Here is a 19,326-nt window from a genome sequence, read left to right on the forward strand (position 1 = left end):
GGCGACAGCTTCATTTCTTCTTCGATAGAAATGTATCAAAAATCTCTTCGCCACCCCCGTCACTGGAACTTAGTTGTTCGTGTACGTGATCGAACTCTGCCTGCCAGGCGGTATCAATGTCCCGGTTCATTGATCGGTTTGTGAGCGCCTTAATTGCACGAATTGCGGATACTGGCTTTGATGCGATCTGTGCTGCAAGTTCAAGTGCGGCGTCTAAGGCGGCGGCATTCGCTATTTCATCGAACAATCCCATCATAAGCCCTTCGCTTGCTTTGACGATCCGGCCAGTCATTAAAATATGCGTCGCTCTCGACAGGCCCACCAGTCGGGGCAGCGACCAAGTTGCATTCGCACTGCCATAGTTGACTGCAGTAACCTTGAACTCCGCATTAGGTCCGGCGATTCGGAAATCAGATGCAGCGGCGATCAAAGCGCCGGCACCGAAAGCTTTGCCATTCACTGCGGCGATTATCGGGAGTGGATGCAATGCGATCGCTTTGAACAGCGGGTCACGTTGCACGAACGCATCGCGCATCGCTTCATTGTCAAAATCCGCCATTTCCTTGATATCAAAGCCCGCCGAAAATGCTCCCTCTCCAGCGCCTGTGATAACCAGGCATCTGGCATTTTTATCGGTTGCTGCATCGGCTAAGATCTCCTGCAAACGTGCTGCCATGGACATAGTAATTGCATTCATCGCCTGCGGGCGGTTCAGCGTAATGGTCCAGACGGCACCATCGCTGGTATCCAGACAGACGTCGTCGCTCATATGCCGTCTCCATGGATAGCGAGATGTAATTGCGACGAAAGACTTTGCGTCGCTGAAAGTGCGCGCAAAACGTCGTTGAGATGGGTGCACCCCATTTCCTTCGCCAGCATCTGCGGAACTATATCGCGAAGTGCGGCAATGTTCTGGCCCACGAGGCGCTGTATATTCGCAACTGCAGCCGGGCATTCCTGATGGGGAAGAACATAAGGCGTGGCGGTCAAGGACAAAATCTGTCCATCTGCGGCATCGACCCGTGCGGTTGCGCGATATTCGTGGATTGCCTGTCGCAGCCCGTCCTGCCGCGCAGCGCTATCCTGAAATCCGGTTTCGACGAAAAGGGTATCGCCGTCGATTGACAGATCAATCCATCGCGCCCGGCGCGAATGCGGTCCCTTGATCTCCGGAAAGGCATGCCAGCCATCGGGATCTTCAGAATTGACCAACGACGGCACAATAGCCGAACTCTGCTGTTCGATATGCGGATGGCCTATGTCGCTTATCGAAGTTGAGCCTTCGGCAAAGCCAATGCACGCACCGCGCATATCGCCCTGATTGCCACCGATGCCGTGAGTATGAATCCGGTCGGCCAGTTCCCTGCTGAAACCTTCCCAGGCGAACCAGCCCCAACTTGATACCAGGGTCGCTCCCGCAAGATCGTCGAGCAGAAGATATTGTGCAATATCGCGATCGGCTGCTTCCGGGAAAAGCCACCGAAGCGCGCTGCGCAATTGGCCGCCCGCGCGGACACCGGACAGCGCGTCGAGGCGCGCATCTTCGGGAATTGTCCGCGCATTGACCAGTTCGCGGGTGATATGGGCATTGGCTTCAATTTCGGCTGTATCCAGCACATGGAATTCGCCACCTGTATCACTGAAAATGTCCCGCGCCCGACCGATGATATGCGACAATCCTTCGCGGCCGTCGGGCCAGAAAATGTCGAGATCAAGATCGTGTTCCTGCCGGAAAAACCAAGCGGGCTTTAATCAGCCCGCATTTTCCGGAAATCCGCGCTGGCCTTCGGGAAGATCGACCCACGGCATTTTCGTCAACGTCCACACGCTCACTGCGGGCTTGAACGGTGTCGGATCATCCAGCGTGCCCGCTTTGACGATAGTCATGCCATTGCCTTCGGCAAGGTCAGAGAAAATCGGCGAACCGCAGTTGCCGCAGAACCGGCGATAAACCGGATTGCCTGATCTTGTGTCGCGATCTTCATAAGTGGTGAGCTCGCCAGTAGTTGTGACGCCAGCAACCGGAACCATCAGATTGACCGAAAAGGCGCTGCCCGATTGGCGCTGGCAATTTTTGCAATGACATTGCGCAACCACGACGGGATTGCCTTCGAATTTGTAGCGTATGGCTCCGCAGTTGCATCCACCCTCAATCATTTGGATTTCCTTTTGTTTTTCCCGTAACGGGCTTCGAAGCCATCGAACATCAGCTCCAGCGTTTCGACAAACAATGCTTCGTCTTCCGGCGCCTTGGCGAGCGCTTCGGCAAGTTTAGGGAAGCGGTTCGCATCAAATACCGGCATGGCCGGAATATGATGCGCTTCGGCGGCCGCTGCGAACAGCGATGCGCCATAGGTGATTTTTTCCAGCGCCTCGAGGATCGCCATATGATGCTCTGAAGGGTAGGGGCAGATTGCGAGTGTCGCTTCATAGGCCCCCAGCATCACATTGCGCGGGAAATAGCGTAGCATCAGCGGGGCGGCATTGGGATGGCGTAATATGGTGCGCCGTGTGGCAACGGCCAGCGCGATGGCACGCCCTTTCCACCCGGTCGCATCGCCGCCCTCTGCGCCGACTTCGCGCAGCAATGCCCGGGCAACGAGCTGAAGCAGTTCGTCCTTGTCCTTGAAATGATAATAAAGCGACGGTGCGGTCACACCCATGGCACGGGCGACGCCCTGGACGCTTAGTGAGTCAATGCCCTCCTGCTCGACCAGCACAATCGCCGCATCAACTGCCGCTTCTTTTGTGATCAGCGGCTTAAGCGGCCTGCCACGTTTCGCCTTGGGTCTTACCGAAGCCCCCATGAATTCAACTTCCTGTCAAAGGCCAAGCCCTGCCTTGGCGATAATATTGCGCTGGATCTCGTTCGACCCGGCATAGATTGAACCCGCCCTGTCGTTGAAATATTTAAGCGGCGCAATAGCAGCCGAACGAGGGCCGGCGAATTGATTCAAATCATGCGGAATCACATTTGGCCCGCCCGGAAAGCCCGCCTGCGGTTGGAAGGCATGGCCATAAGGTCCCGCAGCTTCGAGCGCGAGTTCGGTGATGTGCTGGCTAAGCTCCGTACCCAATATTTTCATGACCGAGCCAGAAAGGCCCGGGCGACCACCGCGAGCCGCATCACTCATAGCCTTGAATTCATAGGTTTCGAGCACGTCAACCCGCGCCTGCTCCGCCGCAACCTTTGCCGCGAACGCGGGTTCATTGAGCAGCGGCCGCGAGCCCTCACTGGCCAATTCGCGCACACGTGCCAGGCGGACCTGCAATTCCGGCGCATAGGCGCTGCCGCCGCGTTCGAATTCGAGCAAATATTTGGCAACGGTCCAGCCATCGTCGATCGCGCCGACCACATTTGTTACCGGAACGCAGACATTGTCGAAGAAAATCTGGTTCTGGATATGCTCACCTGAGGTCATCACGATCGGCGTGACGGTAATCCCGGGCGTATCCATCGGGATCAGCAGGAAGGTGATGCCCTGTTGCGGCCGGGCGAGTTGGCTGGTGCGGACAAGGCAGAATATCCAGTTCGCGACATTGGCATGCGTCGTCCAGATCTTGGTGCCGCTGCAGACGAAGTCGTCGCCGTCCCGCCGCGCGCTCATCGACAATAAGGCCAGGTCGCTTCCCGCATGCGGCTCCGAATAGCCCTGGCACCAGAAATGCTCACCGGTCAGCATCCGGGGAAGGAAATAGTCCTTCTGTTCGTCTGAACCATGGCCGAGCAAAGCCGGACCGCACATGGCGATACCCATGGGGGAAGTGGGCGGCGCCCCTGCCAGCACCCGCTCGCGCGCAAAGATGTAGCGCTGGGTGACGCTCCACTCGGCGCCGCCATAGCGTATGGGCCATGAAGGCGCGGCCCAGCCTTTGGCGTGCAACCGACGCTGCCATTCCATCGAAAGGTCATGGTCACCATAGACGCTGGTCATCCAGCGCCCAGCCTCGCGCAATTCGGGCGTCAGTTCGGCGTCAAAAAAAGCCCTGACTTCGTCGGTGAATGCCCTATCGGCGTCTGACCAGTTCATGTCCATGGCAACATACCAGCACTTTTAAGCTTGCGATGTCAATAATCTTATACCATTTGATTATTGCGATGATGGTGTTAGTGCTGAACGATAGACTGCCGGAATTCAGGAGCCGAATTGCGGGCGGCCTAGATTGCCAATTGTCTGGAAACCGGTACGGTATGGATAAACGACAATCTGCAAAACGGGCCGCATATTCCCTTCGCCGGGGCCAAGCAGTCCGGCTTTGGCGTCGAAAATGGAAAGGATGGCCTGCGCGAATATACCTAGCCGCGTACGGTTTTCATTCCGAAACAAAAGGTTGGTTGAGGTTGCTGTCATGAATTTTGAGTTGAGCGAAGACCAGCACATGCTGCAAAATATGCTGCGCCAGTTTCTGGCACAGCGTTATGGTTTTGCCGACCGTGTTGCCGCATCGCGATCCGATCTGGGGTATCGGCCGGAAATCTGGTCAGCGCTGACGGGCGAACTGGGCTTGCTAGGCGCCACCATTTCGCAGGAGCAGGGTGGACTGGGCGGCGGTGCGGTCGAACAAATGATCATCATGGAAGAACTGGGCCGCGCGCTGGTGCTGGAACCTGTGGCGGAAACGCTGTTCCACGGCGCATGGTTGTTCGAAAAGGCAGGCGGGACCCCGGCCAGTCTGTTGGCCGATGTCGCCGAGGGCAAGGTGCGGCTGGCGCTGGCGATAGGCGAACCGCAGATGCGCTATGATTTTGTGGATATCGCCGCAACAGCCGAACGCAGTGCGTCGGGATGGCGATTGAACGGGCAGAAGTCGGTCGTGATAGCTGCGCCTTGGGCTGATCAATTGATCGTCGCAGCGCGCACATCGGGCCGCGCAGGGGACGCGGCGGCGATTTCCTTGTTCCTCCTTCCGACCGATGCGGCAGGTGTGTCGATGCACCCTTATCCGACGATCGACGGACGGCGGGCGGCCGATATCATTCTTGCCGACGTCGATGCTTCGCAAGAGGCAATGATCGGCGGAGAGGGGCAGGGACTAGAACTGCTCGAAGAACTGCGCGACCGTGCGGTAGCAGCGCAGGCTGCCGAGGCGTCAGGCCTGTTGGACAAACTGTTGCAGGATACTGTTGCCTATACGCAGCAGCGCCAGCAATTCGGCCAGCCGATCGCTTCTTTTCAGGTGCTGCAACACCGTATGGTCGACATGTACATGCATGTCGAATTGACGCGGGCGGCAGCGTTGCTCGCGACGCTGAGACTTGATGCTCCGGCGGACGAGCGTGCTCGCGCAGCATCTTCCGCAAAAGCGACCGTGGCCGAGGCTTGCCGCTTTGTAGGGCAGAATGCTGTGCAGCTGCATGGCGGCATGGGGATGACCGACGAGTTGCCCATCGGCCATTATTTCAAGCGTGCGACCCAGATCGAGGGAGAGTTTGGCACCGCCGACTGGCACCTCTCACGTCGGGCAAGGCTGAGTTAAGCGAGCGCCTGGCGAACCGTTCTACTCTTACTTTTCCTGCCAGACCGGCTGTCGCTTTTGCGCAAAAGCAATTTCGCGACCGGGGCTCATGGCAAGGCCGTCAATGTTGAACGAGACGGTCTGGTCGAAACCGGCGCCGAGCGAACTCGATTCTGCGCCGCGCCGGAAGATACTGGCCGAGCCGCCGGTAACTTGCCAGCCAACAACCATGCTGGGTATGAATGAAGCGATGTCACCGACCGTTGTAACCTTGTAGTTTTCCAGATTTTCGCCGGTCAGCGCGGTGACCGCAACGGGAACGTCCTGCAGCCTTGATATAGGCGTGTCTATTCTGGCCAAAGTTTTCGCAAACAGAGACGGTTTTGGTTTCCGGCTGGAAGCTACGCACGCGAAAGCTCTCAGAACTTCGCAGTCAATGCCCGAAGCTCTTCATCTAACTTCATGATCTGGAATGATAAGGCCTGTGTGGCGCACCCAAGAGGATTCGAACCTCTGGCCTCTGCCTTCGGAGGGCTGAGAAAATGGACTTTTGTGGACATCGGTGAACTCAAAAAACCGCAGAAAACAGCCAATTTGTGTCTTGCGTCGTCTTGATATTTCCCCCATAGTTTTCCGTACAAATTCCGTACGAAATAAATTTGATGGAAAATCGATGGCTGTAGATTTGAGTAGGGTTGGCGATCGTGACAAGCTGAAAGCAAAACGAGAGCCTTATTGGCAACGCCTTCGCGTTGGTTGCTTTCTAGGATTTCGTCCTTCTAAGCGGGGAGGTAAAGGCAGCTGGATTGCGCGTGTCTATGATGAAGATGCAGCAAAGTATCGGCTGAAAGCGCTGGGTGACTTTGGAACGCTGGCAGGCAATGAAATTTTTGCGTCAGCCAAAAAGGAGGCTGAAGCACTCGCGGAGCTGATCGAAGCTGGTGGTGAAATTCGCCCTGCCGTAGAGACGGTTGCCGAAGCATGCCAATCCTATGCTGCTGACAAACCCGAAGCGCAGGGCCGTTTTGAGCGATACGTGTACAATGAACCTCTTGCGAAAGTGAAACTTGCAAAGCTCAGGCGTCGCCACCTTGCCGATTGGCGAGCAAGGTTAGAGGCGCGACCTTCAGTCATTAGTCGCAACAAGCACGGAGAAACCAGATCGAGGAAGCGCGCGCCGTCGACAGTCAATCGTGATATGGTAGTTTTGCGTGCCGCTTTGATGAAGGTTTTGCCACCGGGGCCGCCGAATACGGAAGCTGCGTGGCAGGAAGCATTGAAAGCTATTCCAAATGCAGACGGCGCGCGCACCCTTTATCTCGACATAGACCAACGTCGATTACTGGTGGAGCATGTGAGCACTGAAGCTGAACCATTCGTTCGGGGACTATGCCTTTTACCGTTCCGACCCGGTGCTCTTGCTAACCTTACATGCGCAAATTTCGATAAGCGCACCAGCGAGCTTACCATCGGAAAAGATAAAGATGGACGGCCCCGACGCATATTAGTGCCTAAAGAGGCAGCGGATCTGTTCTCGTCCCAAGCTGTCGGTAAGAACTCCGAGGAACCTCTGTTTTTGCGCTCGAACGGCAAAGCATGGGATCGTGATAGCTGGAAAGTGCCAATTGCAAAGGCGGCAGCGGTCGCTGGATTGCCTAGCGGAACGACCGCATATACTTTGCGGCATTCGACGATAACCGATCTCGTTATTGGCGGATTGCCGCTCTTAACGGTTGCGCAAATCTCTGGAACGAGTGCGGAAATGATTGAAAGGCACTATGGACATTTGGTGCGTAATGCTGCGTTGAAGGCTCTAAGTGCCCTGGCACTTTAAAGCTGTGATTTGAGTGGCCTAAGCGGCCGCCTCAACATTTGCGCTCCACTCGATCCTGATGCGATCAAAACCTGTTTTTACGCCTTCGACAATGACATCACCTTTAGAAGGCAGCTCTACCTCATCGGTCCCTTCAAGAACCCAAACATCACCATCGGCGGTAACCAGCAAAGGCCCGCGTCGACTGTTGCGGCGTTTGCCGCTTAACCGAATTCGCGTTCCCTTCGACACGTTACCCCCCAAACTCAATTTCGCATCCACCGATTGAGGACGCTGCTGACATAGCCAGGCGTCTCACCATTGAGTGGAATCGCACGCCGTTTTTTCACAGCTCCTGGTCCCGCGTTATATGCAGCCAATGCTAAATGCACCACGCCAAATTGATCAAGCATCTGCCGAAGATATCGAGCAGCGCCCAGAATGTTGGCATAGGGATCAAAGCGGTTGGATACGCCAAGATCCTTTGCTGTCCCCGGCATCAGCTGACCCAAGCCAGCGGCACCAACTTTGCTCACGGCGATCGGGTTATAGCGCGATTCCGTCCAGATCAGGGCATCAAGTAACCCCGTCGGCAGTGCAAAGCGCAGTTCAGCGGCATAAACATGCGGAAGAAAGGCTTCGCGCCTGAAGTTCGTTTTCAGCTTTTTTAGAGGGTGACGTAGATCCGGCAGCGCTGGGCCAGCATCGAGGGAGAAAGTGGCCGGAGTTTCGGCCGGCGACGGATTAATCGGCGGCGACCAGTAGCCGTGCTCGACAAGGGCAAAATCACCGGCATTGCTGATTCTATAGCCGCCTTGCGCCGTTTCCATGGCGTCCGTCAGGCGTTCTGATAGTGCGCCCGTGGCAATCTCTGCTGCACCGTGGTCGGCCAAAACCGGTGCAAACGGTGTGATAGCGAGCAATCCACATATTATGAGCTTCATTGTTCATTCCTTCTCGATCTTCTGGTGAAGAGAACATACAATGAACATCTTAGTATAGGAAAATTGCAGCGCGCCCTCAGAGCAGAGGTCGCAAGGGTATAAGGAGACTTTGGGAAAAGGATTGAATGGATGGCAAAGCCGGCAAAGCACGTACCCGCAGCATTGGAGGCGCGTGCCCGTGAGATTGTGAAGGCGTTTGGTGGCCATTGGTCACGCAGCCAGGGAATGTGCTGCTGCCCGGCTCATGATGACCGCACGCCGTCTCTTTCCATTGGTCTTTCTTCAGGGGCCATATTGTTTCATTGCTTTGCAGGTTGCAGCAGCGACGACGTCATCGTGGGCTTCAAACGTCATGGCATCCAGCCGCGTGACCTGTTTGATGGCAGTGGTGGACCGATCAAGCAGGCAAGGGCGATATCCGAAGGTCCCGATGCAAATGCCTTGCGTCTCTGGCGCGAAGCAAAGCCCATTTCCGACAGTTTGGCTGACATCTATCTGACAAAGCGGATGATCGACCTACGGTCGCCCGAGATGCGTTTTCATGCCCGAACGCCGCTGGGTCGTAAAACGGACGTCCGGTATCTTCCCGCGCTCATAACTGCGGTAAGAACGGACCTTGGTATCATTGCTGTCCAAAGGACATTCCTTGATCCTGCTACCGAGGGAAAAGCGCAATTCTTCAAACCCAAACGCGCGCTCGGCCGCCTGGGGACCGGTGCCGCGAGGCTGTTCCCGCCGATTGATGGCCGCTTGGGACTGGCGGAAGGAAGCGAAAGCGCAATGTCGGCGCAGAGCCTCAGCGGTATTCCGTGCTGGGCAACGCTCGGCAATGAACGCTTTGGTATCGTTTCTATTCCCGACAGCGTGACCGAGCTCCATCTTTTCATCGATGCTGACAACGGCGGTGACCTCGCCCTCCGCCGTGCGCTCGAAGCCTATGCCCGTCCTGGAAGGGCAATCCTGCCGCATTGTCCCGGCCAGCCGGGAAGTGACTGGAATGACGAACTGCGAACGCGCAAGCCTGAAGTCTGTCGGCTGACAAAGTGAAGAGGAGAGGAAGCCTTGGTTTTGTGAGGCTGTAACGGACAATGTCGTCTGGATGACGGTCTCGATCAGGAGGCCAAATCCCATGTACCAACAAGCTTTTATCCTCGACTGCCCGGTCAGCAACAGTCCGGTCGTAACGGCAGCGCAAATGTTGTCCGAAGATCTTGCCGCCAATGTTCCGATCACGCGCGAGCGGATCTCGGATATCTTTACGGGCATTACCGGCGGAAGCGATGCCGACAATGCCTGGTCGTTGACCGATGGCCAGACGGCGGTCGAAATCGCGATGCTGCTCTACCTGCGAGCCGATCATCGCATCACATCATCGAGCCAGGCCAGCGAAGCGCTGGAGTATTTCCAGAAATTGGGCGGATTGACGCCGCGCCCATACAACCGCACCGAAGAACAGCTCCGCTTGCAGCAATTCTCGACACCATTGGGGCTGGCCTGGCTTGCGGCGCGCGCTGCCGCGTTGACGCCATCGGATCTTGTCCTCGAACCCTCCGCTGGAACTGGCCAGCTTGCCCATTGGGCAAAGGCATTTGGTGCAAAGCTGGCATTGAATGAAATCGATCCCGTTCGCTTTGAAGCGCTGCAGCTGCTGTTTCCCGGGCAAGCCGTAGCAAGCCATGATGGCGAACTCATCGACGAGCTTCTCGATCCTTCGATTCTTCCCACAGCGCTGCTTATCAACCCGCCCTATTCGGTAGGGCTGGAACGCCGAAATGACGGTCATACGGGTGCGCGCCATCTCCGTTCAGCGCTGACCCGCCTCGCAGCTGGCGGCCGCGCGGTAGCCATCATGCCCGAATGGTTCGATGCTCATGCCTTTTTGGCACGCGCGCAAATGCCGCTGGCGCTCCGGCTCAATCTTGCTTTGCCTCGTGCATTCCTGAGTTCGGGAACGTCAATCACAACGCGCCTCATTGTCATCGACAAGATTGGCCCCACAAGCCCGCCGGTCACCGGCACGGCTGCCGATCTCGCTGAGGCATTGGACTTTGTCGATGCCTTGCCGCCGCGTTCGTCAGTACGTGCGTGTGCGCTCCCACCGACAACTAAACCGACGGCGCTCCGGCTCGCTACCGCGTCTCCAAGGGCAATACTCGCACCACCGAGCCTAAAGGTCGCGCCGCAGATTACGCCGATTTCGCTCGACTATGTAGCACTCGCCGAGCCTGCTCCGATTTCAGAGCAGGTCGGTCATTATCTTCCCTATCGCCCAAGCCGCATCGCTATCCCAGATGCCTGTCCGCACCCGACGCCATTGGTAGAGTCGGTTGCCATGGGCTCGATCGCAGCGCCCGTTCCGGTTGCACGGCCGATGGTCAGCCAGGCCTGCATCACAGACGGTCTTTTGTCTGAAGCCCAACTCGAAACCCTCATTTATGCTGTGAACGCTTTCGAGCGGGATTTGCCGGGAACTTACATTCCCACCGATAAGGGTTGCAGCATTGAACCGAGCGCCGACGGTAAAGCCTATCGCTGTGGCTATTTCCTTGGCGATGGGACCGGCGCTGGCAAAGGCCGCCAGCTCGCCAGTATCATCATGGATCGCTGGCTGCGTGGCGAACGGCGCCATATCTGGCTGTCGAAGAACGAAGCTCTGCTCGAAGATGCCAGACGCGACTGGTCGGCGCTCGGCGGATTGCCGCTTGATGTCCAGCCGCTCTCGCAATGGAAACTCGGAAGCGCGCTTGGCATGAGCGAAGGCATAGTCTTCGTGACTTATCCGACGCTTCGATCCGGACGCGTCGATGCGACCCGCCTCGACCAGCTGCTCGATTGGGCGGGCGAAAACTTTGATGGCGTGATCGCCTTTGACGAAGCCCATGCCATGGCCAATGCCGCCGGTGGGGAAGGGTCGCGCGGCAAGGTCAAAGGATCGGAGCAAGGCATAGCGGGCGTTCGGCTGCAAAACCTGCTTCCCCGCGCACGCGTCATCTACGCGTCGGCAACCGGTGCTTCGGACGTCAACAATCTTGCTTATGCATCGCGCCTCGGACTTTGGGGTTCCGAGACCGCCTTTGCCACACGCGACAAATTTGTCTCGGACATCCGCGCTGGCGGAATTGCGGCGATGGAACTGGTCGCACGCGACCTCAAATCGCTCGGGCTTTATACCGCCCGGGCATTGTCCTTTGCAGGGGTCGAATATGAGATACTCGAACATGAACTGACCGAGGCGCAAATCCGGATTTATGACGCCTATGCCGATGCATGGGCCATCATCCATGCAAACTTAAGCGAAGTGCTCGAAGCCACGCGCATCGTCGATGCAGACAGCGGCGCAACGCTCAACAAGGGTGCCAAGGCCGCCGCCTTGTCCATTTTTGAAGGAACCAAGCAGCGCTTCTTCGCCCAGTTGCTGCTCTCGATGAAGCTTCCCAGCCTCCTTCCCGCTATAAGCCAAGCGCTGGGCGACGGCCACTCAGCCGTTGTGCAGCTGGTTTCCACTGCCGAAGCCATGCTCAACCGGCGGCTTGCCGATATCGACGTTGCGGAAAGCGAAAATCTCGAAATCGATCTTAGCCCGCGCGAATATGTCATCGACTATCTGACCCAAAGCTTTCCGGTTCGCTTGATGCAGATCTTCGTTGACGAAAATGGCGACGCGCGTTCTGAACCGATGAGCGACGCCGACGGAAATCCCGTTCTCTGCCGCGCAGCACTTGCCGCGCGCGACACGATGATCGAGCAGCTCTGTGCATTGCCACCCATTGCAACCGCACTCGATGCCATCATCGAATGCTTCGGCGTCGATGCCGTTGCCGAAGTGACCGGCCGCACGCGCCGTTTGATCGTCGCAAACGATGGCAGCCAGAAGCTGCAATCGCGAAGTGCCCGGTCTAACATCCTCGAAACGCAAGCCTTCATGGACGGCGACAAGCGCATATTGGTATTCTCGGATGCCGGCGGCACCGGTAGGTCCTATCACGCCGATTTGGGTGTGCGGAACCAGTCCCGCCGCATTCACTTCCTTCTCGAGCCCGGATGGCGGGCGGATGCAGCCATTCAGGGGCTGGGACGGACCAACCGCACCAACCAGTCTTCGGCTCCCCTGTTCAGGCCGGTGACAACCGATGTGCGTGGCGAGCGGCGCTTTATCTCGACGATTGCCAGGCGCCTGGACAGTCTGGGGGCGCTCACCCGCGGCCAGCGCCAGACAGGCGGACAAAATCTGTTCGATCCAGCCGATAATCTTGAGAGCAATTATGCGAAGGACGCGCTCAACCGCTGGTTTCACCTGCTCTATGAAGGAAAGATACAGGCGGTGGGCTTCGAGACCTTCCAGAAGCTTTCAGGGCTCAATATCGAAGCAAGCGACGGAGGTGTGGTCGACGATCTGCCTCCCATCCAACGCTGGCTCAATCGCATATTGGCTTTCCCGATCCACCTTCAAAATGCTGTCTTTGACGAGTTTCTGGGGCTGGTTGAAGCAAGGGTTTCAGCAGCGCGCGATGCAGGGACGCTTGATCTCGGCGTTGAGACCATTGCCGTGGAGGATTTCCGCATTCATTCCGATCTTGTGCTGCGAACCGATGCGGCAACCGGCGCAACGACGCATCTTCTCGATATCGAAATCACCCGTAAGCAGCGCCCTCAGCTCTTCGACACGCTCGCGCGGCGCTACATCGGCAAGGGTAAAGCCCCCAAATATGTTCGCAATGAGCGCTCGGGCAAAGTCGCACTTCTTCTGCCGACCCGGGGATTGATCACCGATACAGGCGAGCGCATTGATCGTTTCATAGCCATTCGGCCGTTGCGCGAAGAATATCTGACCGCCGACCAGCTTGCCGAAAGCAACTGGTCCGAGATCGAACTTGCTGGCTTTGAAGCGTCATGGCGTGCCGAGACAGGCGAAGCCATGGCAACACCGAAATCCGACCGGCTCTTTCTTGCAACCGGCCTGCTGCTGCCCGTCTGGGACAAGCTCCCCGATGATTATGTCCGCGTCAGCCGGATTGCTGCCGCCGACGGGCGGACGCTTCTGGGGAGAGAAATCAGCCAGGTCGACATAACGGACCTGTCGCAGAAACTGGGTCTTGAACTTTCACCCAGCCTTCCAATCGATGAGATTGCGGACCTTGTTCTGAAAACCGGTAAAGCGCTTCCGCTTTCGAGTGTCGAGCCACTGATGCTCAAACGGTCGCTCGTAAATGGCAGCCAGCGGCTTGAACTGACCGGATGGTCGGCCGAGCGATTGGCCTGGTATAAGGCGCAAGGCTGCTTCACCGAGATCATCCGATACCAGACGCGGCTGTTTCTGCCTCTGGCTGGTGCCAACCCCATTCTCGCATCTCTCGCCGAGGTTCGCAGCTAATGGGCGACGATTCCGTCCAAGATTTCTTTAATCATTTGGTGTAATCCGACAATGCGACCCGAGGGGCAACTTCCGTTGCGCCTATCCCTGACCCCGGCCAATTCGTTGGTCGGGGTTATTTGTCAGGGTCTTCTAAAGCTTTGGCAACGCCACCACCCAGACAGAGGGGAGGGGGCTCCTGCATTTGCGGGCTTTGATGGATCGAATGGCGTTCCGTCAGCTCGAAACTTCAGGAGTTATGACATGTTGAAATCCATTCCCTTGAACAAGCTCGTCGCCAGTCCGCGCAATGTGCGCAAGCGCCGCGATCCGGCCGCCGATGCTGAATTGAAAGCGAGCATTGCCTCGCTCGGCCTTCTACAGAACCTTGTGGTACGTGCAGGCAAGAAGGGCCTCTATGAGGTCGAAGCCGGTGAGCGCCGTCGTTCGTCGTTGCTGGAACTGGCTGCGGAAAAGGTCGTCGAAAAGAATATGCCTGTGATGTGCCTCGTTCTTGATGGCGACGAGACCGAGGTCCGCGAAGCCACCTTGGCTGAAAACTTCCATACGCTAAAGCTCAATCCGGCTGACGAAGCGCTCGGCTTTGCCAGCATCATCGAGACAGGTGCAACGCCAGATGATGTCGCGCGCCGCTTCGGTTTGACCGTGCGCTTTGTCGAGGGCCGGCTGCGCCTCGCTTCGCTTGCACCTGTCATCTTCGAAGCCTTGGGAGCTGGAGATATCACGCTCGACATGGCCAAAGCCTATGGTGCTACATCCGATCACATGATCCAGACCCGAGTTTTCGAGGAGGTCACCGAGTCCTGCTATCGCGCCACGCCCGACAGCATCCGCCGCATGGTCCTGAACAGCAGCGTTCGTGGCAGCGATCCGCGTGCGCAATTCGTCGGAAAAGATGCCTATCTTGAAGCCGGTGGCCGGATCGACCGCGAACTGTTCGACAATGACGATGATGAATCCTGGCTCGATGTCGCGCTGCTTGAAGGCCTAGCTTCGACCAAAATGGAAGAAGCAGCGAAAGCTGCGGCAGACGAACAGGGCTTGGCCTGGGTCACCCCTACGCTTGCCAACTATATCAGCCATGACCTTGTTGAGGGCCTGCACCGTGTTCCCGTTCCAGCGCGGGTTTATTCCGATGACGAGCTTGCCCGTCTCGACGATCTCGACACGGCCTATGATGTTCAGGCAGCGATCCTTGAAGATGAGGACAGCAGCGAGGAGGCCATCCGCTCGGCTGAGGCCGAAATCGTGCGGATCGATACCGAGGTTGCGGCAATCCGCGACCGGACGCCCGAACTCGACGCGGATACAAAGCGCGATTGCGGTATGGTGCTGACATTGGGCCGCGATGGCGTTCCCGTGCTCCAGCCGCAATATTTCACGAAGGAACGGGTCGTCAGCCCCGACGATGACGGCACAATGGAAGTTGCCTCAACCGGCCCAGCCGACAAGCCGAACCGCCTCGGCCTGTCACAACGGTTGGCGGACGAGCTTTCCATGCAGCGCCGCGATGTGCTCGCGCTCCATGTCGCAAATGATCCGGCCCTGGCGATGGACCTGTTCGTCTTCACGCTTGCTGACGCGGACAGCTACAAATTTGGTGGATCGCCCGGCCTAAATCTCAACGGGCGCGCGCCTGGAGGACCGGCGTTCGGTTTTGAAGCAAGTGATGCTCCTGCAACGGCAGCCCTTGCCGAACTGCGTTCGGGCCTTAATGAAAGCTGGCGCAGTGGTGACACGATATCGGAGCGTTTTGACCTCTTCCGCAGTCTTGACGACGAGCATCGTCATGCGTGGTTGAGCTGGGTCGTTGCCCGGACATGCGAAGCAAGCCTCAATGGCATCGGCAATCGCCTCAATCCGTTCCACGATCATCTTGCCGGGCTCATCGGTTTTGACATGGCTGCATGGTGGCGCCCGACCGCTGCCAATTATTTCGACCGCGTTTCGAAGGCTGCAATATTGGATGCGCTGGCCGAAGTTGGCGGCCCGACGCTTGCCTCGCGTTTTGCATCATCCAAAAAGGGTGAGCTTGCGGCAAGCGCCGAGCGGATTTTTGCTGGCAATTTCATCGCCGAGGCCGAGGTCAAGGAAGCTGCGCTTCGCTGGCTTCCAGCACCGATGCAGTTCACCAGCGCCCAGCCAACCGGCGATGCTGAAAAATCCGCAGATAGCGAACAGCCATCCAGCGGCAGCGAGGAAGCTGTCGCTCCCGAAAATGTGGACGTCGAACTCGCCGCCTGACCTCCTCCTGACAGGAAGGGCCTGAACGGCGTCCGCATGGAGCGGCTCTCTCGATGATCGAGGGAGCCGCTTCACTCGATTTAGACCATCAAAAGAGAGGAGAGGGGGCTTGCTCGCCTGTGTCGTCGAAGGATTGTCTTCGTCCGACATTCAGGAGAATGTTCCTATGTCCTATCGTTCAAAACCATCAGGCCCTTCGCCTGCAGCGCGCATAACCGACCAGATTATCGAAAGGCTGGAGGCTGGTACCAAACCATGGGTCAAGCCCTGGCGGGGTGGAACGGTCTCGCGCCCATTGCGTGCCTGCGGAATCCCCTATCGCGGCATGAACGTGTTCTGGCTTTGGATGATTGCCGACCTCAACGGCTACGCGTCACCCTATTGGATGACCTATGCCCAGGCCGTAAAGCTCGGGGCGCAGGTCAGGAGGGGCGAAAAATCGACCATTGCCATTTTCTACAAAAGCTACGCGAAAGAGGTCGCCGCATCAGAAGGTGGTGATGTCGAGGAAGAGACCCGCCGTGTCCTGAAATCCTATGCTGTATTCAACGCCGATCAGATCGACGGGCTTGAAAGCCGCTTCCATCCCGCGCGTGATCTTGTGCTCATCGAACCTGAAGGCCGCAAGGTCGAACTCGATGCGTTCTTTGCCCGCATTCCTGCGCAATTGCGCCATGTGGGGGCGGCAGCCTATTATGAGCCTTCTGCTGACCGTATCACGATGCCGCCAGCCGACCTCTTTTCGGGCTACGATCATTATTATGCGACACTGGCGCACGAGCTGTCCCACTGGACCGGCCATGGCTCGCGGCTCGGGCGCGATCTCAAAAACCGCTTTGGAAGTGCGGCCTATGCAGCCGAAGAGCTTGTCGCCGAGCTTTCAAGCGCCATGCTGGGCGCCGAGCTGGGGCTTCCGGTCGCGCATCTTGATAGCCATGCAAGCTATATCGACCATTGGCTTCGCCTGCTTCGCGAGGATGATCGTGCCATCCTCACCGCTGCGGCCCGTGCCGAGGAAGCAAGTGCATTGCTCTTGCAGCTTGGGGGATGGACAGCGGACGAGACGTCCGTAGCTGAGCTGGAAGAAGCAGCCTGATCATAGACAGGGTGTTGCGCGACTTCCATTCAACGCCGCTTTTTTGACGGTTCGCCCAGCCAGAAAGTTTGGCAAACCTGCAACCTTGATTTTTCGCATCACACATGCTACATAAAATCATCATCACAAGATGATAAGGAGATGCAAAATGGCAACAGCCTTTCTTGATCCCGTCATTGATGCGCTCAGCGCAGATAAGGCCCATGGTATCGAACCCAAGCGACTGGCTGATATGTTGCAAATGTCCTTGAGCGAAATTGCCGAGCTGGCAGGCGTCCATCGCACGACCTTGGCGCGCAATCCCGGTTCTCCCGAGGTGCAGGCCAAGTTGGGACCGATCGCGACAATCTTGTCGCGGGCTACAGACATGGGCGGCGGTCTTCCGAAAGCCGTGCTGTGGTTCCGGCACCAGCCAATCGCAGCCTTTGGCTACAAGCGTGCGGTCGACATAGTGCAGGCCGGAGAAGCAACGCAAATTCTCGCCTGGCTCGATGCGCTTGAAGATGGCGCTTACGCCTGACAGGCATGGACAATGTGATTAGTTTTTCGGCGCGAACATTTCGCGTTGTGCCGCCGCGCTGGGCCCATGCGCCTTTGTCGGGAGAAGGCGCGCGCTTGCATGGCGGGCGGTTTAACCCAGCCGGCATGGCAGCTTTTTATTCGGCGCTCGATCCCCACACCGCATATGCCGAATATACGCAGGCGCTGTATGACCGGCCTGGATTGCTTTTCTCCTTCGATATCGCGGACGCCAATATCATCGATTTGTCGACAGACGCTGCGCTCGCATCTGTTGGATTGAGCGCGTCCGACCTTCAGGCTCGCTGGTTCGGCCGCAGCGATGCGCCGACGCAGGCCGCAGCGGTACGGCTCCATGCAGCGGGCGTTGATGGCCTGATCTACCCTTCGTTGCAGCATGCATCCGGGCGCAATCTTGTCCTCTGGCGCTGGAACGGACCGCCTACGATCAGCCTGGTCGACCGGATGGGCGAGGCGGTTTCGAACCCACTGGGCCAGAATTAGGACTGCGGTCCGGCCCGCATCCTAAACTGAGATCTGCAGGAACTCTTAGCACCTGGCTGGCGTGACGCGGAGCGGCGTTCGCCAGGCGAGAGAGGCCCTGGACCAGCCGGCAGGGCCGCGCAACCCGCCCGGTCAGGCCCGTGTTGGCCTGCAAGCAGGCCTGCCCGCGCCAGCCTGGACCTTGGCGGGTTCCCCGGGCGCAAATGCGCCGGTGCGCGTACCTGCCTTAATGCCGGTCCTGACGGGCTCTCGCTGGCGACACCGCCAGCGTGACACCCAAATCAGGAGGATTATCATGCAGAACAGTTTTTCAGAGCAGCTTTCCGGTCTCGACCTTTCCGGCTTCACCATAGGCCCGCCCCCTGTGACGCCGTCCGACTTTCCCTGTTCGGAAGCGATCAGCCAGACACTGGAAGGCCTTTGGTCCGACCTCTTTGCCATGCTGACGGGAACCGCACTGGAAGTCGATGCAGAAGAGCTGGGCTGGGGCCTCGTCAATCTGTTCCACCGTGCCGCTGATCGCAAATCCAAAGCCGTCGACCGGGCAACCGATGAAGTGCGCGCGCTCGTTGCGTCCAACGACGGATCGGAAATACGCACCCATGAACTGGAAGTGCAAATAGAACGCGCCCAATGCGCTGAAGCGGGGATGATCGCGCTTGAAGAAATGCGCGAAGTGGCTGCCGCATTGTACGCCCATGAATTCAGCTCATCGTGGAAGCCAGTTTCAAGTTCGCGGTTCAATCACGGCGCGATGTTGACCTCTGCGGTCGTGCAGGGCCGCGATTTTCTACGCGCACGAAGTGCCGCCAAACGGCGTGCAGCGATGCCTGAAGGCACGCCTGTGGTTTTCGCTGGGGGACGTAGCCGCTTTGCAAGCGATGAAGATGCCAAAACCTTTGCGACCAACATCTGGGCGACGCTCGATCGTGTCCACCAGAATGTACCCGACATGGTGCTGGTGCATGGCGGCGACACCAAAGGCGTCGACCGTCTGGCCGCATCCTGGGCCGAGCGGCGGGGCATTGCCCAGCTGACCTTCAGCCTCGATATGCGGCTTGGTGCCAGGGCAGGGTTCAAGCGCAATGAGCAGATGCTCTCGCTCAGCCCGCGTTATGTGATTGCCTTTCCGGGCAACGGCGTATTGGAGCGTCTGGTCATCGATGCAAAGGCGAACCGTGTGCCACTGTCCGCGAACAAGGTGATGCATGCCGCACGATCACATACCACTCCCATGACCGGATCAACGAGGCACAGGCGGGAAAATATCAGCACACCCCACACATTGGGATGTAGGGGGTTTTGGCTGTTTTGGGCGGGGTTTTGGGGAAGGCAGCTTTTAAGTCCAAATCAAGGTCAAGGGGGGGGCTGACTTGGG

Annotated in this window: 18 protein-coding genes; 10 read left to right on the top strand and 8 right to left on the bottom strand. The window is 57.8% G+C overall.

Features of this window, described 5'->3' with window-relative positions; translation table 11 throughout:
* Positions 1-10: 10 nt before the first annotated feature.
* The 5 genes from Q0239_RS09540 to Q0239_RS09560 form a co-directional block, all read right to left on the bottom strand.
* Positions 11-769, bottom strand: coding sequence for an enoyl-CoA hydratase/isomerase family protein (locus tag Q0239_RS09540; protein WP_298601797.1), 759 nt, complete (start codon positions 767-769; stop codon positions 11-13).
* Entirely contained in the window at positions 766-1,677 is a 912-nt protein-coding gene (locus Q0239_RS09545; protein WP_298601800.1) for a DUF2889 domain-containing protein, read from the bottom strand. Before Q0239_RS09545 ends, Q0239_RS09540 begins: the two co-directional genes overlap by 4 nt.
* A 75-nt stretch (positions 1,678-1,752) precedes the next feature.
* Complete coding sequence (locus Q0239_RS09550) at positions 1,753-2,157, bottom strand: GFA family protein (RefSeq protein WP_298601803.1); 405 nt, start codon at positions 2,155-2,157, stop codon at positions 1,753-1,755.
* Positions 2,154-2,807, bottom strand: a complete 654-nt coding sequence (locus Q0239_RS09555) for a TetR/AcrR family transcriptional regulator (protein WP_298601805.1) — start codon at positions 2,805-2,807, stop codon at positions 2,154-2,156. The genes Q0239_RS09550 and Q0239_RS09555 overlap by 4 nt, the downstream gene beginning before the upstream one ends.
* Before the next feature lie 15 nt (positions 2,808-2,822).
* Positions 2,823-4,037 carry an acyl-CoA dehydrogenase family protein gene (locus tag Q0239_RS09560; RefSeq protein ID WP_298601810.1) on the bottom strand — a complete coding sequence of 405 codons (1,215 nt, stop codon included), beginning with the start codon at positions 4,035-4,037 and terminating at the stop codon, positions 2,823-2,825.
* Positions 4,038-4,226: 189 nt separating this feature from the next.
* Between Q0239_RS09560 and Q0239_RS09565 the strand changes: the two genes are divergently transcribed.
* On the top strand, positions 4,227-4,301 hold the full coding sequence (locus Q0239_RS09565; protein WP_298601842.1) for a hypothetical protein: 75 nt from the start codon (positions 4,227-4,229) through the stop codon (positions 4,299-4,301).
* A 49-nt stretch (positions 4,302-4,350) separates the two neighbouring features.
* On the top strand, positions 4,351-5,478 hold the full coding sequence (locus tag Q0239_RS09570; RefSeq protein ID WP_298601814.1) for an acyl-CoA dehydrogenase family protein: 1,128 nt from the start codon (positions 4,351-4,353) through the stop codon (positions 5,476-5,478).
* A 27-nt stretch (positions 5,479-5,505) separates the two neighbouring features.
* On the opposite strand, the gene Q0239_RS09575 is transcribed toward Q0239_RS09570, so the two are convergent.
* The gene (locus Q0239_RS09575; RefSeq protein WP_298601817.1) at positions 5,506-5,817 is read right to left on the bottom strand and encodes a Plug domain-containing protein; all 312 of its coding nucleotides are present in this window, start codon (positions 5,815-5,817) and stop codon (positions 5,506-5,508) included.
* A 190-nt stretch (positions 5,818-6,007) separates the two neighbouring features.
* Between Q0239_RS09575 and Q0239_RS09580 the strand changes: the two genes are divergently transcribed.
* On the top strand, positions 6,008-7,291 hold the full coding sequence (locus Q0239_RS09580; RefSeq protein WP_367276087.1) for a tyrosine-type recombinase/integrase: 1,284 nt from the start codon (positions 6,008-6,010) through the stop codon (positions 7,289-7,291).
* A gap of 18 nt (positions 7,292-7,309) precedes the next feature.
* On the opposite strand, the gene Q0239_RS09585 is transcribed toward Q0239_RS09580, so the two are convergent.
* Together Q0239_RS09585 and Q0239_RS09590 are read right to left on the bottom strand one after the other, a co-directional pair.
* Positions 7,310-7,552, bottom strand: coding sequence for a DUF5818 domain-containing protein (locus tag Q0239_RS09585; RefSeq protein WP_298601819.1), 243 nt, complete (start codon positions 7,550-7,552; stop codon positions 7,310-7,312).
* Positions 7,537-8,100 carry a lytic transglycosylase domain-containing protein gene (locus tag Q0239_RS09590; RefSeq protein ID WP_298601848.1) on the bottom strand — a complete coding sequence of 188 codons (564 nt, stop codon included), beginning with the start codon at positions 8,098-8,100 and terminating at the stop codon, positions 7,537-7,539. The genes Q0239_RS09585 and Q0239_RS09590 overlap by 16 nt, the downstream gene beginning before the upstream one ends.
* A 243-nt stretch (positions 8,101-8,343) precedes the next feature.
* On the opposite strand from Q0239_RS09590, the gene Q0239_RS09595 reads away from it, so the two are divergent.
* From Q0239_RS09595 to Q0239_RS09625, 7 genes are all read left to right on the top strand, one after another.
* Complete coding sequence (locus Q0239_RS09595) at positions 8,344-9,261, top strand: toprim domain-containing protein (protein WP_298601822.1); 918 nt, start codon at positions 8,344-8,346, stop codon at positions 9,259-9,261.
* Positions 9,262-9,343: 82 nt separating this feature from the next.
* A complete protein-coding gene (locus tag Q0239_RS09600; RefSeq protein ID WP_298601825.1) occupies positions 9,344-13,585 on the top strand; it encodes a strawberry notch-like NTP hydrolase domain-containing protein in 4,242 nt (1,413 codons plus the stop codon).
* Positions 13,586-13,828: 243 nt separating this feature from the next.
* The gene (locus tag Q0239_RS09605) at positions 13,829-15,829 is read left to right on the top strand and encodes a ParB/RepB/Spo0J family partition protein (RefSeq protein WP_298601828.1); all 2,001 of its coding nucleotides are present in this window, start codon (positions 13,829-13,831) and stop codon (positions 15,827-15,829) included.
* 166 nt (positions 15,830-15,995) lie between these two features.
* Positions 15,996-16,925 carry a zincin-like metallopeptidase domain-containing protein gene (locus tag Q0239_RS09610; protein ID WP_298601830.1) on the top strand — a complete coding sequence of 310 codons (930 nt, stop codon included), beginning with the start codon at positions 15,996-15,998 and terminating at the stop codon, positions 16,923-16,925.
* A gap of 148 nt (positions 16,926-17,073) precedes the next feature.
* A complete protein-coding gene (locus Q0239_RS09615; RefSeq protein ID WP_298601833.1) occupies positions 17,074-17,445 on the top strand; it encodes an antitoxin Xre/MbcA/ParS toxin-binding domain-containing protein in 372 nt (123 codons plus the stop codon).
* Positions 17,446-17,450: 5 nt separating this feature from the next.
* On the top strand, positions 17,451-17,948 hold the full coding sequence (locus Q0239_RS09620) for an RES family NAD+ phosphorylase (protein ID WP_298601836.1): 498 nt from the start codon (positions 17,451-17,453) through the stop codon (positions 17,946-17,948).
* Between the two features lie 295 nt (positions 17,949-18,243).
* Positions 18,244-19,320: a DUF2493 domain-containing protein gene (locus Q0239_RS09625; RefSeq protein ID WP_298601839.1), complete on the top strand. Its 1,077-nt coding sequence runs from the start codon at positions 18,244-18,246 to the stop codon at positions 19,318-19,320.
* Positions 19,321-19,326: the final 6 nt, after the last annotated feature.

Source organism: uncultured Sphingorhabdus sp., from assembly GCF_937872355.1.
Classification (GTDB): Bacteria; Pseudomonadota; Alphaproteobacteria; order Sphingomonadales; family Sphingomonadaceae; genus Sphingorhabdus_B.

Bases quoted from the DNA above. Each gene is read 5' to 3' on its own strand.
- Q0239_RS09540 (WP_298601797.1), bottom strand. From the start codon at position 769: ATGAGCGACGACGTCTGTCTGGATACCAGCGATGGTGCCGTCTGGACC.
- Q0239_RS09550 (WP_298601803.1), bottom strand. From the start codon at position 2,157: ATGATTGAGGGTGGATGCAACTGCGGAGCCATACGCTACAAATTCGAA.
- Q0239_RS09555 (WP_298601805.1), bottom strand. From the start codon at position 2,807: ATGGGGGCTTCGGTAAGACCCAAGGCGAAACGTGGCAGGCCGCTTAAG.
- Q0239_RS09560 (WP_298601810.1), bottom strand. From the start codon at position 4,037: ATGGACATGAACTGGTCAGACGCCGATAGGGCATTCACCGACGAAGTC.
- Q0239_RS09570 (WP_298601814.1), top strand. From the start codon at position 4,351: ATGAATTTTGAGTTGAGCGAAGACCAGCACATGCTGCAAAATATGCTG.
- Q0239_RS09590 (WP_298601848.1), bottom strand. From the start codon at position 8,100: ATGGAAACGGCGCAAGGCGGCTATAGAATCAGCAATGCCGGTGATTTT.
- Q0239_RS09595 (WP_298601822.1), top strand. From the start codon at position 8,344: ATGGCAAAGCCGGCAAAGCACGTACCCGCAGCATTGGAGGCGCGTGCC.
- Q0239_RS09600 (WP_298601825.1), top strand. From the start codon at position 9,344: ATGTACCAACAAGCTTTTATCCTCGACTGCCCGGTCAGCAACAGTCCG.
- Q0239_RS09605 (WP_298601828.1), top strand. From the start codon at position 13,829: ATGTTGAAATCCATTCCCTTGAACAAGCTCGTCGCCAGTCCGCGCAAT.
- Q0239_RS09610 (WP_298601830.1), top strand. From the start codon at position 15,996: ATGTCCTATCGTTCAAAACCATCAGGCCCTTCGCCTGCAGCGCGCATA.
- Q0239_RS09615 (WP_298601833.1), top strand. From the start codon at position 17,074: ATGGCAACAGCCTTTCTTGATCCCGTCATTGATGCGCTCAGCGCAGAT.
- Q0239_RS09620 (WP_298601836.1), top strand. From the start codon at position 17,451: ATGGACAATGTGATTAGTTTTTCGGCGCGAACATTTCGCGTTGTGCCG.
- Q0239_RS09625 (WP_298601839.1), top strand. From the start codon at position 18,244: ATGCAGAACAGTTTTTCAGAGCAGCTTTCCGGTCTCGACCTTTCCGGC.